Source organism: Gordonia sp. NPDC003376, assembly GCF_053589235.1.
The window spans coordinates 1-17,040 of record NZ_JBSFRM010000012.1 but is presented as its reverse complement, the minus strand read 5'-3'; the positions used below and the strand labels follow the sequence as shown (position 1 = coordinate 17,040).

Below are 17,040 nucleotides of genomic sequence, written 5' to 3'. Positions count from 1 at the left end.
GATGCGCCGCCGTCGACGTCAGCCCAGCATCTGCTGGATGTCGGCGGCGGTGATCGCACCGCCGAACAGCTCGCCCTCGTCGACAGCCGCATCGAACAACGCGCGCTTGCGATCCTGCAGTGCCACCACACGTTCCTCGATGGTGTTCGACGACACCAGCCGGTACACGGTGACCGGCCGGGTCTGCCCGATCCGGTGGGCTCGATCGATCGCCTGCGACTCGGCCGCCGGGTTCCACCACGGATCGCACACGAAGCAGTAGTCGGCCTCGGTGAGGTTGAGCCCGAATCCACCGGCCTTCAACGAGATCAGGAACACCTGCGTCTGTCCGTCGCTGAACTCCTTGACCGCGGCGGCGCGTTGGGCGGTACTCATGGTGCCGTCGAGATAGCTGTAGGCGATGCCCAGGGTGTCGAGCTCGTCGCGCAATATCCCGAGGAATCGGGTGAACTGACTGAACACCAGCGCACTGTGCTGCTCGGCGATCAGTTCGGGCAGCGTCTCGGTGAGGTAGTCCACCTTGCCCGACGCCACCGCGTAGTCGGTGTCGTCCACCAGTCCGGCATGTAAACTCAACTGCCGCAACATATTCAGCGACCGGAACACCTGGAACCGGTTCTTCTCCCAGTCGCCGAGCAGACCCAGCACCTTCTGCCGCTCGCGCGCCAGGCGGGTGTCGTAGATCTTGCGGTGCTTCGGTACGAGGTCGAGCAGCATCACCTGTTCCTGCTTGGCGGGAAGGTCGATGGCCACCTGATCTTTCCTGCGCCGCAACATGACCGGCTTGATCCGGCGCCGCAGCACCTCCATCCGTTCGGGGTACTGCCCGGACTCGATCGGCTTGCGGAAGTACTCGGTGAAGATCTTCGGTGATCCGAACAGACCCGGCGCGGTCACCGACAGCAACGACCACAACTCCATCAGGTTGTTCTCCATCGGCGTGCCGGTGATCGCGAGCTTGAACGGGGCATCCAGACGGCGGGCGCACTGGTGGGTGCGGCCGTTGTGGTTCTTGATGAACTGCGCCTCGTCGAAGATCACGCCGGTCCAGTGATGCTCGTCGAGTTGCTCGAAGTTCAACCGCAGCAACGTATACGACGTCACCACCACCTGCGCGCCGTCGACCGCCTCGGCCATCGGAACCTCGCTACGGGCCTCGGTGGTGGTGATCGGGACGGCATGCAGCGACGGGGTGAATCTCTCGCACTCGGCGATCCAGTTGGGGACGACGCTGGTGGGGGCCACCACCAGGAACCGCGCGTCGGCGTCGGCCTTGCATTCGCGGGCGATGAAGGCGAGCGTCTGGACGGTCTTGCCCAGCCCCATGTCGTCGGCGAGGACGCCGCCGATCTCATTGGTACGCAAGAAGGTCAGCCAGTCCAGGCCGTCTCGCTGGTACTCGCGTAGCGAGGCCTTCAGGGTGCGCGGCACCGCCACCCGTTTCGGTGGGGCGGCCGCGGCGAGTTTCGCCATCCGCTTGCGCCAGGCGGCGAGTTGCTTGTCGACGACGCCGAGGTCGAGAAGCTCTTCCCACAGTGTGGCATTCAGGCTCTGCGGGTTGACCAGGCCGTTCTCGATCTCGCCGAGTGACCGTGCCTCGGCCAGCAGTTCGGCCAGCGTGGCCAGCTCCGGCGAGTCGAGCGCGACGTAGGTGCCCGCGTCGACGAACATATGTGTTGCACCTTGGGACAATTCGGAGATCACCGCGGCGATCGGCAGCTCGTACTCCCCGACGTTCATCGTGACGTCGAGGGAGAACCAGTCGTTGCCGACCTTCTCGTCGGCGCCGAAGCTGATCACCGGCGAGTCGTTTGCCGGACCGAAGTCGGTGCCGACGCGGTTGTCGATGAAGACATCACGGTGCCCGGTGAGACCCGGGAGACCTTCGGCGATCAGTACCGCGGCCTGGACGGCGGTGAGTGGGAAGGTCGTCGACCGCAGCGCCGATGCCCAGGCCCCGCACCGTTCGATGATCGGGTCGAACAACGCTTCCAGTTCCGTCCACAGGCGCTTCTCGGCGAGCTCGTCCCGGTATCCGACGGAAGTGGCCGGGGATGCGGGTTCGAACAGGTGCAGCTTGTCGTTGACCTGGTAGGCGATGCTCCAGGTGAACCGCACCTGGTCGCCGGGGGCGGTGGCGATGGTCAGGACCACCTTCGGTCCGATGATGGTCGGCGCGGTGATGGCCGAGGGGTCGGTGCGGACGGTGCGGGCACCGGTCAGCCGCGGCAGCGCCTCGGTGGAGAACTCGTCGAGATCCTCTGCCGGGATCACCACGACCGATCGGTTCATCGCGAGGTTCAGTTCGGCGTACTTGATGCTTCGCTCGAACTCACCGAGCAACAGCATCCCGTCGTCGACGGCACCCACGCCGTGTGCCGGCATGCCGAATGCCTCCGCCGTGCCCGGGTCCACCGTCAGTCCGTCGATCACGATCCCGGCGGTGAGTTGCGCACCGCCATCGGCGTGCGGTGACACGTCGTAGTGCAGCGCCGCAGTGCCTATTCGGATACCGCTCACCTTCAAGGACGGGTCGGCGAGCAGCGTCACACCGGCATCGACAGCGGCCTTGAGAGCAGGCCAGAACTGTGCAGCGGATTGGCCGATGGGCAACCAGTCCCCGCGCGTGACGACGGTACGCCCGGTGATGGCGGTGTAGAGCGCCCCCATCGCCACATGGTCGGACGCACCCGCGGCGAGCGCCTTGCCGTAGGCGATGTCCGACCACGACGCCCCGCTCTTGATCCAGTTGTCCCGGGCCCCCGCGGTCATCGGCCGGACGGTGAGGATCGGTGACGAGCCCGAAGTCCGCGTTCGGGCGAAGGCCAGTGCGAGCGGCGGATACTCCGGCGCGGAGACCCCGGTGCCGGCGGCCGGCAGGCCGATCAGATCGCCGAGCACCGCCCGCCAGGACAATCCTGGTACAGGGTCTTTCGCTGCAGGTTGGGTTTGCGTCGCGGCCGCGGCGGTCAACAGCAGACCCACCGTGTGCTTGCAGCACTCGCCCACCGGACAACTGCATGTGGCATATTCGATGGTCGCCAGGGACGGCGGTCCGAAGAAGTACACGTTGACGTCGTATCCACTGCGGTGGGACCCGGTGGATTCCCCGACCAGAAGCCAACCGTCCGCTTCTCGCACCCACTCGACCCCGTAGATCTTGCCCGCGCGCGCGTACTGTCTACCCCGGATGACGGTCTGTGTTCCGAAGTCTCTGACCAGCTGGCCCTCGGTCAGTCGCAGCACGGGATCGCTCACCCGTCCCAGGGTACGGACGGACGCCTACAAGCCCAACCGACGCGCCACGTCCTGCCCGCCGACTTCTCGGACGAATTCCGGGTCACCACAGATGACGAGTTGTTCACGGGCGCGGGAGAATCCGACGTAGAGGCGTTCACGGGAGCGGTCCCGCGGCCGGGTTTCGTTGAGCGCGAGCACGATCACCCGGCGTTCGAGTCCCTTGAACCCGAGTACGTGACCGTAGAACACCTGGTCGTCGTCCCAGAACGAGTCCCAGTACGCCTCGGTGCCCTCGGCCTGCCGAGTGATCTGCTCGGGGTGGCGTGACCCGGTGGTCAGCAGGGCGATGTCGCCGGGCGCCCACCCCTGGCCGAGCAGCGGATCGACCTGGTCGTCGGCGACGTCGCACGCCTCCTCCGGGCGGCAGGCGATGAACCGCCTCCGGACCGTCACCGCCACGCAGCTGCATACGCTGACCGACCATCGGCCGGAATGCCGTCGCGATCTGCCGGGTGTTGCGCAAGTTGTGGTCGAGCAACAGGGGGACCAGTGGGACCGGTGGTGTTCCCTGCCGGTCGAAAACCCGTTGTGCCTCATCGCTGAACACGTACAGGCCGTCCTCGTCGGGATCGCCCAGACAGGCGAGCATCGGCGGCCACCATTCGTCGGCGAAGTCCTGCGCCTCGTCCACCACGATCGCGTCGAAGCGGTGCCCCGCCGGCAGCTCCTCGGCCAGTCGGGTCATCTCCCGGGGGAGTTCGTGTTCCCAGAAGTCCTGACTCGCCGCGGTGCGGATCCGTTCGTCCGGCCCCGACGATGCGCCCCACCGCATTCCGAGTTCGTGGAACTCCCCCACGTATGCCGGCTGCTCGCGCCGCGGCCAACTCGCCGTGATCCGTGTGAGGTATGACGCCAGTCCGTGTGAATAGCAGACCAGCGCAACCCGTTTGCGCGCCTTGGCCAGCCGGCGGGCCTGCTCGACGGCGAGGAAGGTCTTGCCGCTGCCCGCCCCGCCGCGCACCTCCACGCGGTGGAGCAGGCCGATCGCGTCGAGGATCACCGCCTGGTTCTCGGTGAGTGCGTCGGCGGTGTCCTCGTTGACGAGGGCGCGGGCCACCACATCACGTTGGGGCAGACCACGCCCGGCGACCACCGTCTGCAGGTCTGCGATGCCGGCGGTGGTGATCGGCTCCACATCGGATTCCTTGCTCAGCAGCACCATCCGGATCCGCGGCATGAGTTCGTCGAGCTGGGTGCGGTCGAGGATCTTCCAGCGTGGACAGTCCGGTAGCGCGAAATCGTCGGGGAGTTCGACGTTGGGCAGCACCACCATGTGGTCCCAGCGCACGCGACCGTATCGCCACCGCGGGTCGGCCTCCACGTACTCCCGCAGCGCATAGCAGGCGTCGCGGGCCTGGGCGACCGGGTCGATCCGTTTGGCGCCCTGACCGGGCCGGTCCTGCATCCAGCCGGCGCCGTCGTGCCAGACCTCACCGCCCTTGACCTCGACGCACACGATGCCGGCGCCGGCGATCGCGACGACGAAGTCGGCCTCGTGGTCTTTGGTGTGGTCGGTGACGCGTTGCCCGCAGATCAGCAGATCGTCGTCGAGCATCTGGCCGACCAGCCGGGTGAACACGGCCCGTTCGCCGTGCGCGGCGAAGCGAGGTTCGGCGGGCAGGATGTGCGGCATGGCGTCGGCCTCCTCGGTGACGTCGGGTCGCTGTGCCCGGAGTGTGCCACAGCACCAGGACACCGAACGGTCACGACATCCATCCGGATGACGGTCCACCGCCCCCCGATCCGGTCAAACCGCTGACACCCGACGTCACACGCTGGTACTCCCGAGGGGTGAGCGCATCGATCTCCCCGCCCGCGACGTTGCCCGCCGTCATCGACGACATCGCGGGCCGCACCCCCGACGCCCCGTTCCTGGTCACCGACGACCGCACCTGGACCTACGCCGAGGTCCGCGACACCGCCGACCGCCTCGCCCGCAGCCTGCACACCATCGGGGTGGGGCCGGGCGATCGGGTGGCGATCGCCGCGCCGAACGGCCCGGAATGGATTCTCTCCCTGATCGCGACCGGGCGGATCGGTGCGACGCTGGTGGCGCTCAACATCCAGTACCGCGAGCACGAGCTGGACTTCATGCTCAACGAGTCCGGTGCCAGTGTGTTCATCTGCGCCTCCGAGCACCGCGGCTTCGACTTCGTCGGGTTCCTGCAGGGCTTCCGGTCACGCCTGCCCGGCGTCAAACACTTCGTCTTCCTGGGCCACAACGGGTTCGACGGCAGCCGCTCGTGGGCGCATCTGATGGAGTCCGCACCGACCACCGCACGGCGATGGAAGCCGGTGTCGACGCTGGCCACCGCGGTGCTGCTGTACACCTCCGGCACCACGGGTGCACCGAAGGGTGCGCTGCTGACCCACGGCAGCATTCTGGCGTCGGCGCTGGCACAGGCGGCCCACCTCGAGCAGACCGCCGACGACGCGGTGATCGCGCACATGCCGTTCAACCATGTCGGCGGGCTCACCTGCACCGTCATCGCCGCGGCCGTCGTCGGGGCGCGACTGATCCTGGTGCCCGGATTCCACCCGCAGCAGTCGTTGCAGGCGATCATCGACCACCACGCGACCGTGTGCGTCGGGGTGCCGACGATGTACTCGCTGATGCTGGGCGAACCGGCCTTCGCCGGCGCCGACCTGTCCGCGATACGCCTGTGCGTGATCGGCGGATCGAACCTGCAGCCGGCGTTGGGCCGGCGGGTGGCCGATGCGTTCCCGACGGCACGGCTGGCCAACCTGTACGGGTTGTCGGAGACCTCGGGTGGGGTGGTGATCTCCGCCGCCGACGACGATCTCGACACCCTGGTGGAGACGCTCGGCGTTCCGATCGGGGACGCCCGGGTGCGCGTCGTCGACGCCGAGGGCACCGACGTCGAGGCGGGCGTCGACGGTGAACTGCTCATCGGCGGCGCCTGTTTGGCCGACGGGTACTGGCAGCGACCCGATGCCACGGAGTTGGCCTTCGGTGACGACGGGTGGCTGCGCACCGGCGACATGGCTGCCCAGCGGGCCGACGGGCATGTGGTGCTGCGGGGCCGCAAGAAGGAGATGTACGTGCGCGGCGGATACAACGTGTATCCCGCCGAGATCGAGAACGTGCTGGCCACCGCCCCCGGCGTGATGATGGTCGCGGTGATCGGCGTACCGGATGTGACCTACGGCGAGGTCGGCTGGGCGATCGTGGTCGGCGACGAGGAACTCGACGTCAATCGGCTCCACGCGCGGTGCCGGGAGCAGCTCGCCCGCTACAAGCAGCCCGAGCGGATCGTCGTGGTGGACTCCCTGCCGCTCACGCCGTCGGGCAAGATCCAGAAGGCCGCACTGCAGGCGATGTACGGGTCGACGGCGAATTCCTGACGGCCCGGGTCACCGCTCGGCTCTCACAGGTCGTCTTTGCTCGGCAGCTTCCATCCGAAGGTGGCCGTCGGTGCGGATCCCTTGGCGAACAGACGCGCGGGCCGGCCACCGGCGGCGCGGGTGACCGGGCTGCCGGCGGCGTCCACCTGGGGCGCCAGCAACGGCTGGACACGACGATTGAACGAGTCGCGCATCAGACGCCGGCCGAGGATCGCCTCGTGCAGTTCCCGCAGCTCGGTGAGCGTGTACGGCGGGGCGAGGAGATTGTCCGGATCGGGGCGGTCCTCGTAACGGCGGCGCAGACTGTCGGTGGCGGCTGCGATGATCCGTTCGTGGTCGTAGAGCAACGCCTCCCCTGAGGTGAGCGCACCGGTGTCGGTCACCGGCTGCAACTCCCCGACCACGTCCGTCAGCTGCACGGCAGGCAGCGCGACGGCGTGCGCGATCGAGATCGTCCATCCCCGGGGATCCCGATCAGGATCATCGAACACCCGCAGCAGATGCGGGTGGATGTGATCGGGCGAGAGCCCCAGTTTCAGCTGCACCACCTCGTGCACCGTCTCGGTGACGGTGTGCCGTTCCCGGATGAACCGTCCCGGCAGCGCCGGAGCGCCGGTCTCGTCACGCTGGACGACCACGCACAGCGCGTCGCCGACCACGGTGAGCACCGCGATGTCGACGGCAACGCTGGGTCGCGGGTAGTCGGTCAATCGACTGAACTTCGCAGCAGCCACCGGGCAACCCTATGCGAGATTCTGCGCAAAGTAGTAATCTCACAAACGCGCAAAGTCGCCTCGGTCCGATGCCGGGGCGGAGATTGGAGTCGAAGACATGTTGTTCTCCGCCGCCCTCGACGTCGATGTCGTCGCCCACGAGTCCGCCGACGAGGTCACCGTGCTGCTCGATCTGGCGGCACCGGCCGCCCCCACCACCACCGAGCGCGCACCCGCCGCATTCCAGGTGGTCCTCGACCGCAGCGGTTCGATGAGCGGCCCACCCCTCGAGGGTGCGCAGCAGGCCCTCGCCGGGGTGATCGCCCAGCTCTCCCCCTCGGATGTGTTCGGTGTGGTCGCCTTCGATGACGACGCTCAGGTCGTCGTACCCGCGGGCCCGCTCACCGACAAGCAGCGCACCACCGACCGGGTCCGCGCGGTCACCCCCGGCGGCTGTACCGACCTCTCGTCGGGCTACCTGCGCGGTCTGCAGGAACTGCGTCGCGCCATCCGGTCGGCCGGCATCCGCGGCGGTACCGTGCTGGTGGTCAGCGACGGCCACATCAACGTCGGGATGCGTGATCACGACGGGTTCGCCGCGGTGACGGCGAAGGCTGCCGCCGACGGTATCGTCAGCTCCACCCTCGGATACGGCGACGGATACGACGAGTCGTTGCTGTCGGTGATCGCGCGGGCCGGCAACGGCAATCACGTCTTCGCCGCCGATCCGGACGCCGCAGGTGCCGCCATCGCCGGTGAGCTCGACGGTCTGCTCGCCAAGTCCGTGCAGGCGGTCACCCTGACGGTTCGTTATGTCCCGCAGGTGAAGTCACTGGCGATGTACAACGATCTACCCGCCCACCAGATCGGTGACGGCGAGGTGATGATCGAGCTCGGCGACCTCTACGGTGAGGAGTCGCGAAAGCTGTTGCTGCGCCTGGACGTCGAGGCGATCGCCGCATTGGGTGTGACCCAGCTCGCCACCCTCGAGCTGCGCTACGTGGAGACCGGGACCCTCACCGAGCACACGCTGACGTTGCCGATCTCGGTGAACGTCGTGCCCGGTGACGAACTCGGTGATCGCGTGCCGGATCCGGTGGTGCGGTCGGAGAAGCTGTACCAGGAAGGGCAGCAGGCCAAACTCGAGGCCTCGCAGGCGTTCGAGGCCGGTGACCTGACCGCGGGTGCCGCGCACCTGGCGCGTTCGCGTGCCAGCATCGAGGATGCGGTGCTCGGCGCTCCGCCCGAGGTCGCCGCGTCGATGGCCGACGATCTCGATCTGATCGATCAGATGTCCACGAATGCAACAGTTCTCGGCACCGCACGGATGTCCAAGATGTCGCGGGATTCCTATCACTCCGGCAACCGCAAACGCGGCCGCGAGTAACCCCACACTCACCGCCACCACACCCACCACGAGGAGAACTCTTTGTCCGACATCCGGTCCCGCGCCGTCGGCGCACTCCTGCTCACCGCTGTCGGGGATGCGCTCGGCGTCCCGTACGAGTTCGGTCGTCGCCTCGGCGCCACCGACATCCCCGAGATGATCGGCGGTGGCCTGGGCGCTTATGCCCCGGGCGAGTGGAGTGACGACACGTCGATGGCGGTCGCCATCGCCGAGGTCGCGACCACCGGCGCCGACCTGGCCTCCGCGGAGGGCCTCGACGCCGTGGCGCGCGGATTCTTGCGCTGGCTCACCGATTTCCCGGGCAACCGCCCACCGGACATCGGCAACCAGACCTACGCCGTGCTCGACGCCGCTCGTCGTCGGCTCGCGCAGGACCCGGACGCCGGGCCCGGTGAAGTGCTGCTCGAGATCTCGACCGCCTACGCCGTCGCCCATCCCCGATCGGCCGGCAACGGTGCGCTGATGCGCACCGCCCCGGTGGCGCTGGCCCACCTCGATGATCGCGATCACCTCGCCGAGGCGGCGCGTGCCGTCGCCGCGCTCACCCATGCCGACGAGCTCGCCGGCGACTCGTGTGTGCTGTGGTGCGAGGCCATCCGGATCGCGATCCGGCACGCCCGGTTCGACGTTCGCAGCGGACTCGACCTGCTGCCCGCCGATCGACGCGAACGGTGGTCGGAGTGGCTGACCGCCGCCGAGACCGGCGACCCGTTGAGCTTCTCCCCCAACGGGTTCACCGTCGCCGCCCTGCAGGCGGCCACCGCGGCCGTCCTACAGACACCGATCGTCGACGACGAGCCCGACCGCCATCACCTCGAGGCGCTGTACACCGCCGTCCGGATCGGCGACGACACCGATACCGTCGCGGCCATCGCCGGCGGCCTCCTCGGTGCCCGCTGGGGCGCCGACGTCGTCTCGTCCGAATATCGCGAAGCGGTGCACGGGTGGCCCTATGTGAACGGATGCGCCACCACTGCAGAGAACCTGAACCGCATGGCGACGTCTGCAGCGACCCGGCACGCCAGGCTCTGATTCAGAAGAACACAGCAATCAGACTCCGCTACGCTCACATCGCGCGGGGGCCGGCTTCACCACCATGGATGAAAGGTTGTCGATGACGTCTCTCCGCACAGAGGTTTCTGAATGGGCCGACAAGCGCGGGTTCGGTACACCTCGCACGTTTCAGGGATCCACGACGGTTGTCGCCGGAAACCCAAAGGCCCGCTACTCCGGTTTCTATCTCCTGATCTTCAGTGATGACAGCTACTACCTCGGAGAGTCGGTGGATCTCCGATCGCGGATGGGCGGGCACAATCTCGTCTGGGGCCCTGAGATCGGAGACGTGCGCTTCATCCGGAAGAACCTGTCGAAGCAGCAACTCCGGCAAGTCGAGAAAGAGTTGATCTACGAGCTCGACGGCATCGTGCCGGATCGATGCCGAAACAAGACCCATGCCTCGAAGTCTTTCGGCTCGGACAACCTCGCCGAGTTCCTCTCAGAGGAGGAACAGGCACGCTGGCTGTTGAACCCGCGCGCGTTCAACACTGCTGATACGTCGACGTTGAAGCCGATGACCCCGGCGCAGGAGATCAAGTACAAGACGTCGGCCATGCGCTATCTCGCAAATCCTGTCGAATCCGAAGCAACCGAGTTCCTCCGGTACTACCTCGACAACTGCATTCCCGCGCCGCGACGAACCGAGTATCAGGGTTGGAGCGTCAGTACCGGCACGTACGGCGGTCAGCGCCTGCTGTGTGTCAGCGTCGGGCGTATGGAGACCCTGGTGGTTGCTCCGGACGCCTCAGGTTTCGTCATCGTGCGAAAGTCCGTACTCACGGCGGGCACCAAGAACATCAAGCAGTTTCTCGCCGCATTCCCCGGGGTCCGAGCACGCGCCACCAAGTACCAGGACGCCGGTGCGGACACCGTGTGTCTCCTTGCGGATTCGCCGGAAGCGTTCCGGAGACTCATATCCGACGAACGCGTTCGCGCAGGTGCTGCGCAGCTCGTCTTCGACGTGATGAGCAAGCATCCCTGCGTGTACACGCGCTATCACTGCCCGCAGGTCGTCGAGCACGCGTACCCGGAGTACAGCCGAGCTCACGACCTCAGCACAGCAGAGGAGGAGACCACTCTGCCGTCCGGCGATTACCGAGACACCGGATCAGCGAGCATGCAAACCGTGACTGCACCGGAGCCGGTATCGGTCAACGAGGACATTCCTGATGACGTAGAGCTCTGTTGGTTCGTCAATGCCGGCACCAAAGCATCACAACGACATTCAGTCGCCGATTTCATCTCCGAGGGCGAGTGGCGGATGGACCCGAACCCCAAGTATGAGATGAAGGTTCAGGAGATGCTGCCCGGTGAACGGATCGCCGTTCGCGTGCGCAGGAACATCACCCAGGATGTCCCCTTCGACCACCGCGGGTTCCAGGTGTCGGTCATGGACATCTTGCTTACCGGCACGATCGTCGCCAATCGAGGCGACGGATGCAGCGTGACCGTCGCGTGGAACCCGCACACGGCACCGCGACGGTGGTACCTCTACACCAGCCAAGACACCGTGTGGCCGGTGGCGCGCCGGATGAACCCCCACCTGGACGAGCTGTTCGACTTTGCATTCAACGGCGGTACACAGGATATCGATTTCTGGCGGAACCAACCGTTCTGGCTCAAGCGCTTCGGCGACCACGACTGACGACGCGATCAGTCCTACGCCAGGAACGCCTCCAGCACACCGAGGAACGTGCGCCCCACCTGGCCGAGCTCCCCTCCGGTCTCCGCAGCACCCAGGTAGTCGCCGTGACCGGAAGGGAGGATCAGGGACCATCCGTTCGGGACCAGCTCCGCCATCTGCTGCGTGTGCGCCGGCAGCACCACATCGGTTCTGCCGCTCACGAACAGCGTCGGGCACGTGATGGCGCGCATCGCCGTGTCGTCGATGTCGGTGAACCCGCGCATGAGGCTCACGTCGAGTTCGAACATCCGCGTCAGGTGATCGGGGTCCGCGTCGATCTCCTCGTAGGCCGCCCGCAGCGCAGGGGGCAATGACGTGATGTTCGCGTCGTCGAAGCCGTCCCAGAATCCCTCGACGAGGCCGTCACGTCGGCAGAACGACGACGCGATGACGAGTCGCCGGATCAGGTCCGGACGTGTCTGCGCCACGTGGAGTGCGGCGGGACCACCACTGCTGAACGCGCCCAGGTCCACCGGACCCACCCCCAGCTTCTCGATCACCGCGATGATGTCGCCGGCGGAGTTCTCGAAGGTGTACGGCCGATCGGCGTGCGGGGTGTGCCCATGACCCTGCAATTCGACGCCGATCACCCTCCGTGTCCGGCACAACACCGGTATCGCCGTACCCCAGTGGGCACCGATCGTGCCGGCGCCACCGTGGATCAGCATCAGCGGCGCAACGCCTGGGTGATCTGCGCCGTAGGTCTCGTAGTACAGCTCCTGGTTGGTCATGACTCCTCCGGTCCGATCGATGGTCAACCTCTGAGGTTTGACTCGATGCCGCTCCGAAACTCACCGCAGCGGGGCCGACCACCGCAGCACCGTCCCGGCCCCGTCGTCAGGCTTCGTGAGAAGCACAGTGCCGCCACAGGATTCGGCCCGATGCCGCAGATTGTCCAGGCCACTCGGGGTCACGTCCGGCGGCATCCCGTCCCCGTCGTCGGACACCACGACGATGACCTCGTCGCCGACGCTCACCCCGACCGTGACGGTGTCGGCGTGGGCGTGGCGAACCACGTTGCTCAGCGCCTCCCGCACGACGGCGAGTAGGTGCTCGGCCAACGCGGGTTCGACCACCGACAGCGGTCCCGACGTCCGGATGTGCCGTTCGATGTCCAGCCCGCCGACCTGCTGGTCGACGACGTCCTGGAGGCGCTGACGGAGACCGCCACCACCGAATCCCTCACCATGCAGATCGAAGATCGTCGTCCGGATCTCCTGCACGATGTCCTGCAGGGTCTGCATGGTCTCGGTCAATCGTGTCCGGATCGAGGGAACATCCTCGAGCCGCTGGGTGGCCTGCAGGCGGATACCCTCGGCGAAGATGCGCTGGATCACGTGATCGTGCAGGTCCTGCGCAATCCGTTCACGCTCGGCGAGCATCTCCAGTTCCCGTGTCTGGCGGGCCGCCTCGGCCAGATGCAACGCGAACGCCGCCTGATCGGCAAAGCTGGTGATCGGCCCGAGGAGGGCGTCGCCGAACTGTGGTCGTCCCGAGGTCCGCTGCACCACCAGCACGCCGCTCGTCTTCTCGGGGGTGCGCAGCGGGGCGACGAGGACGGGTCCGAAGCGCGCGGCGGAGTCCTCGGTGAGCTGGTACGCGAGATGCGCCCGGCGCGCCGGTTCGTGGGAGGTGAACGCATCTCCGGTCGTGGATCCCTCGATCGGGATGGTGGTACCGACCAGTTCCGCGGCCGTGATCCCCTCGGCGACGGTGATCACCAGGTCGGTCGGGGCCACGCCGGCGGTATCCAGTTGTGCGATGAAGACGAGGTCGGCGTCGGCGAGGTTGAGCGCCTTCCGTGCGATCATGCCCATCACCTCCGAATGATCTGTCCCCAGCAACAATTCGGTCCGGATGTCTCGGGTAGCCTCGATCCAGGTGAGCCTCGACTGCGACTCCTCGAACAGGCGGGCGTTGTCGATGGCGATGCCGGCGGCGAGCGCGAGCGCCTGGATGATGAGCTCGTCGTCCTCGGTGAATTCACCCCCGCCCCGCTTCTCGGTGAGATAGAGGTTCCCGAAGATCTGGTCACGCACCCGCACCGGCGCACCGAGAAACGAGGTCATCGGCGGGTGGTGTGGTGGAAGGCCAACAGACGCAGGATGTTTCGAGAGGTCGGCCAGCCGCAGCACTTCCGGCTCGCCGACCAGCACGCCGAGTACGCCACGTCCGGTCGGCAGGGGTCCGATCTGGTCACGGACCGCGTCGTCGATTCCCTGGTAGATGAAGTCGCTCAGGCCGCTGCCCTCGCTCCGCACCCCCAGCGCACCGTAGGAGGCCCCCACCAGGTCGATCGCCGAGGAGACGATCGACCGCAGCGTGTCCTGGAGCTCCAGGCCGGTGGTGATGACGAGCATCGACTCCAGCAGCGCCTCGGTCTGTGCGCGGATATAGGCGCTTTGTTCGATTCGATCCTGGATTTCGGCCACGAGATCACTCGGCCGCATATGTGACAGGCCTCGATACTGGTCACCCGGGCGCATACCGGCGCCGTCGGGGTCGGCGTCCACCGGCACGATGCTACCCGCGGGCGCCCTGCACCCGACCTGATATCGCCGTCCGAGCCCGCCGCCGGGCCCGGAGTGGGACACTCGGCGGGGTGCGGAGGAGGCTGCGATGACGACAGTTTTCCTGGTCGACGACCACGAAGTGGTGCGCCGCGGGCTGGTCGGTCTGCTCGACGACGAAGACGACCTCAGCGTGATCGGCGAGGCCGGCACCTGCGCCCAGGCGTTGGCCCGGATCCCCGCCGTCCACCCGGATGTGGCGGTGCTGGATGTGCGTCTCCCCGACGGCAACGGCGTCGAGTTGTGCCGCGATCTGCTGGACACCGTATCCGGATTGCGCTGTCTGATCCTCACCTCGTTCACCGAGGACCAGGCCATGCTCGACGCGATCCTGGCCGGGGCGAGTGGCTACATCGTCAAGGACATCACCGGCCTGGATCTGGCCAAGGCCATCCGCGACGTCGGTGAGGGTCGGTCCCTGCTGGACAACCGGGCGGCCGCGGCGCTGATGAAGCGGCTACGGTCGGAGGACGAGTCTGAGCAGACCGGCCCGCTCACCGGGCTGAGCGCCCAGGAACGCACCCTGCTCGCGCTGCTCGGCGAGGGGCTCACCAACCGGCAGATCGCCGAACGGATGCATCTGGCGGAGAAGACCGTCAAGAACTATGTCTCGCGGTTGCTGGCCAAACTGGGCATGCAGCGCCGCACCCAGGCCGCCGTCTACGCCGCGACGCTGAACGATCCGCGACGGCACTGATGCTGCGCTGACCACACCACACAGACCTTCGATCACGGCACCACGAGCACCGGACAGCGCGCATGATGGACGACGTTGTCGCTGACCGAGCCCAACACCGTGCGCGACACCGTGCCGCGCCCATGGGTCCCGACGACGACCAGCCGCGCCGTCGACGAGAGTTCCACCAAACCGTGCGTCGCCGAGGTGTCCGCGTAATGCACACCGACGTCGACCGTGGGGAACTCGGCGACCGCCGGGGCGATCTGGCGCCGTAGGGCCTGGCATCCCGCATCCCGGATCTCACTCCAGTTCACCATGGTGGCCGCATAGCCGACACCGACGGCCGCCGACACCGGCCAGAAATGGGCAACGGTCACCGACCAGGCGAATGCCTGCGCGTACTCGAGACCGGCCAGCAGCGCGCGTTCGGCATTGGCCGAGTCGTCGACCCCGACGACGACATGCGGGTGCGATTCGTCGTCGGAGTCGCGGTCACGCCACACCAGCACGGGGCATTCTGCTGCGTGCAGGATCTTCATGACATGCCCACCGAGCACCGCCTCCCGGATACGTCCCGTTCTCGACGACCCGATCACCACGAACGTCGCACCGGGCGAACGTTCCCTGACGTAGTCGGCGATGGCACCGTCGTGGATGACCGACGTCACCTGAACCGACGGATCCGGCTCGTGGATGGCCACGCTCGCCTGCGCGATCGCCTTCTCACCCACCGCATGCAGATGACCACGCAGACGGGGACCGTTCCAGAGTTCGGACGGATTCAGGCCGGTGTACCAGTCGCCGTCGGGCAGCGCGGACACCAGCTCGACCGACAGGTGCCGGCGGGCGCACAGATCCGCTGCCCAACGGGCGGCGCTCTCGGCCTGTGCCGAGCCATCGATACCGACGATCACATCCGGAGGCTGCGCTGTCGGCTCCTGCGGCGTGGGATCGCGCATGATCTCGTCTCCCTTACTGCCGGGCATCTCGTCTCGACGGTAGGCCGATTCGCCGCCAGTACGCCAGCACCGTTGATCACGGATGCCGGGGTCCTTGGTCACTCCGACTGAGGAGAATCGACCGCTCCCGGACTGCAGGATCCCGTGGTGCACTGAATTCCCGGATCGCTGCGCAGGAAGGAACACCTCGTGGTGAGTTCCCCCGAAACGGTGGTCGGCGTCGATGGGTCCGACCATGCCCTGGCCGCCGCCCGGTGGGCCGCCCGCGATGCCGCGCTGCACAACTCCGCGTTGCGGATCGTATCCTCGACGGCCTCCACCGCACACGTCCCGGTGCCCTATGCGTACCGGCAGGCGTTGCATCGCAATGGTGAACGTGCCGTCGAACACGCCCGCCGGATCGCCTATGAGGCCATCACCGGCCGAGCACACATCGAGGTGCGCACCGAGCTCAGCAGCCGACCGCCGATCTCGCTCCTGCTGCAGAAATCGGCCGACGCCCGGATGGTGGTGGTCGGTGGGCGGGGCCGGGAAGCGACCACCCGGACCACACTCGGATCGGTGAGCACCGCCCTCGCCTCCCACTGTCAGAGTCCACTCGCCATCGTCCGCGGTCGGTGGCGCACGACGACACCCACCGAGGGCGTCGTGGTCGGCACCGATTGCTCACCCGCGTCGCTGCGCGCCGTCGAGGCCGCATTCGACGCAGCCGCGGCCCGCGAGGCATCTCTCCTCGTCGTGCATTGCTGGGCCGACGACGATCTGACTCTCGTCCATGCGTTTCGGCGGCCGTCCGGGCCGGACTGGGCAACCTTGCGCGCCGAGACCCGCGCACATCTGGACCGCACCCTCACCGGGCTCATCGACAAGTTCCCGCAGGTCAGGGTCGAGACGACGGTGGTGCGCGACAGACCCGTCCGCGCCCTGCTCGATCGGGCGCAGGCTGCGCAGCTCCTCGTGGTCGGTTCCCGTGGACGTGGCGGGTTCGCCGGGATGCTCCTCGGTTCCACCAGTAGGACCGTCCTGCTCAACACTCCGACATCGGTGGTGATCGTGCCCGACGACCGACAGCCCTCACCTCACCCTGCCGGTGCTCAGGCATGACCCCCGTTCACGCGCGGACGGGATGGCAGATCGGACCACGGATCACGAAGAGAACAACAGGGTCCGGAAACGAGAAATGCCCCGCAACCAAAGGTTGCGGGGCATTCCCCAAAAAATTGTTCGGCGGTGTCCTACTCTCCCACACTGACTAAAGTGCAGTACCATCGGCGCAGGCAAGCTTAGCTTCCGGGTTCGGAATGG

11 protein-coding genes, 1 rRNA gene and 1 pseudogene are annotated in these 17,040 nt (G+C 67.1%); 6 read left to right on the top strand and 7 right to left on the bottom strand.

From position 1 onward, the window contains the following. Positions 1-18: 18 nt before the first annotated feature. A complete protein-coding gene (locus tag ACWDUA_RS13970) occupies positions 19-3,258 on the bottom strand; it encodes a DEAD/DEAH box helicase (protein WP_449751605.1) in 3,240 nt (1,079 codons plus the stop codon). Between the two features lie 24 nt (positions 3,259-3,282). Beyond that, a pseudogene (locus ACWDUA_RS13965) lies at positions 3,283-4,933 on the bottom strand (NERD domain-containing protein). A 158-nt stretch (positions 4,934-5,091) separates the two neighbouring features. Between ACWDUA_RS13965 and ACWDUA_RS13960 the strand changes: the two are divergent. After that, positions 5,092-6,666: a class I adenylate-forming enzyme family protein gene (locus ACWDUA_RS13960; RefSeq protein ID WP_449751604.1), complete on the top strand. Its 1,575-nt coding sequence runs from the start codon at positions 5,092-5,094 to the stop codon at positions 6,664-6,666. Positions 6,667-6,689: 23 nt separating this feature from the next. On the opposite strand, the gene ACWDUA_RS13955 is transcribed toward ACWDUA_RS13960, so the two are convergent. Then, complete coding sequence (locus ACWDUA_RS13955; RefSeq protein ID WP_449751603.1) at positions 6,690-7,400, bottom strand: NrtR DNA-binding winged helix domain-containing protein; 711 nt, start codon at positions 7,398-7,400, stop codon at positions 6,690-6,692. Positions 7,401-7,497: 97 nt separating this feature from the next. Here ACWDUA_RS13955 and ACWDUA_RS13950 point away from each other — a divergent pair, with 97 nt between their 5' ends. The 3 genes from ACWDUA_RS13950 (at position 7,498) to ACWDUA_RS13940 (ending at position 11,488) form a co-directional block, all read left to right on the top strand. Next, positions 7,498-8,766, top strand: coding sequence for a vWA domain-containing protein (locus ACWDUA_RS13950; RefSeq protein ID WP_449751602.1), 1,269 nt, complete (start codon positions 7,498-7,500; stop codon positions 8,764-8,766). A gap of 42 nt (positions 8,767-8,808) precedes the next feature. Then, positions 8,809-9,819 carry an ADP-ribosylglycohydrolase family protein gene (locus ACWDUA_RS13945; RefSeq protein ID WP_449751601.1) on the top strand — a complete coding sequence of 337 codons (1,011 nt, stop codon included), beginning with the start codon at positions 8,809-8,811 and terminating at the stop codon, positions 9,817-9,819. Between the two features lie 82 nt (positions 9,820-9,901). After that, positions 9,902-11,488: a GIY-YIG nuclease family protein gene (locus ACWDUA_RS13940; protein WP_449751600.1), complete on the top strand. Its 1,587-nt coding sequence runs from the start codon at positions 9,902-9,904 to the stop codon at positions 11,486-11,488. A gap of 14 nt (positions 11,489-11,502) precedes the next feature. Here the strand turns inward: ACWDUA_RS13940 and ACWDUA_RS13935 are convergent, their stop codons facing one another. Continuing rightward, a complete protein-coding gene (locus ACWDUA_RS13935) occupies positions 11,503-12,258 on the bottom strand; it encodes an alpha/beta fold hydrolase (RefSeq protein WP_449751599.1) in 756 nt (251 codons plus the stop codon). Between the two features lie 60 nt (positions 12,259-12,318). After that, the gene (locus ACWDUA_RS13930) at positions 12,319-14,013 is read right to left on the bottom strand and encodes a GAF domain-containing protein (RefSeq protein WP_449751733.1); all 1,695 of its coding nucleotides are present in this window, start codon (positions 14,011-14,013) and stop codon (positions 12,319-12,321) included. Between the two features lie 133 nt (positions 14,014-14,146). On the opposite strand from ACWDUA_RS13930, the gene ACWDUA_RS13925 reads away from it, so the two are divergent. Next, positions 14,147-14,794, top strand: coding sequence for a response regulator (locus tag ACWDUA_RS13925; protein WP_449751598.1), 648 nt, complete (start codon positions 14,147-14,149; stop codon positions 14,792-14,794). Positions 14,795-14,826: 32 nt separating this feature from the next. Here the strand turns inward: ACWDUA_RS13925 and ACWDUA_RS13920 are convergent, their stop codons facing one another. Next, on the bottom strand, positions 14,827-15,762 hold the full coding sequence (locus tag ACWDUA_RS13920; RefSeq protein WP_449751597.1) for a universal stress protein: 936 nt from the start codon (positions 15,760-15,762) through the stop codon (positions 14,827-14,829). A gap of 165 nt (positions 15,763-15,927) precedes the next feature. On the opposite strand from ACWDUA_RS13920, the gene ACWDUA_RS13915 reads away from it, so the two are divergent. Next, a complete protein-coding gene (locus ACWDUA_RS13915) occupies positions 15,928-16,839 on the top strand; it encodes a universal stress protein (RefSeq protein WP_449751596.1) in 912 nt (303 codons plus the stop codon). A gap of 118 nt (positions 16,840-16,957) precedes the next feature. On the opposite strand, the gene rrf is transcribed toward ACWDUA_RS13915, so the two are convergent. Next, positions 16,958-17,040 (bottom strand): 5S ribosomal RNA (gene rrf / locus ACWDUA_RS13910); the annotation flags it as partial.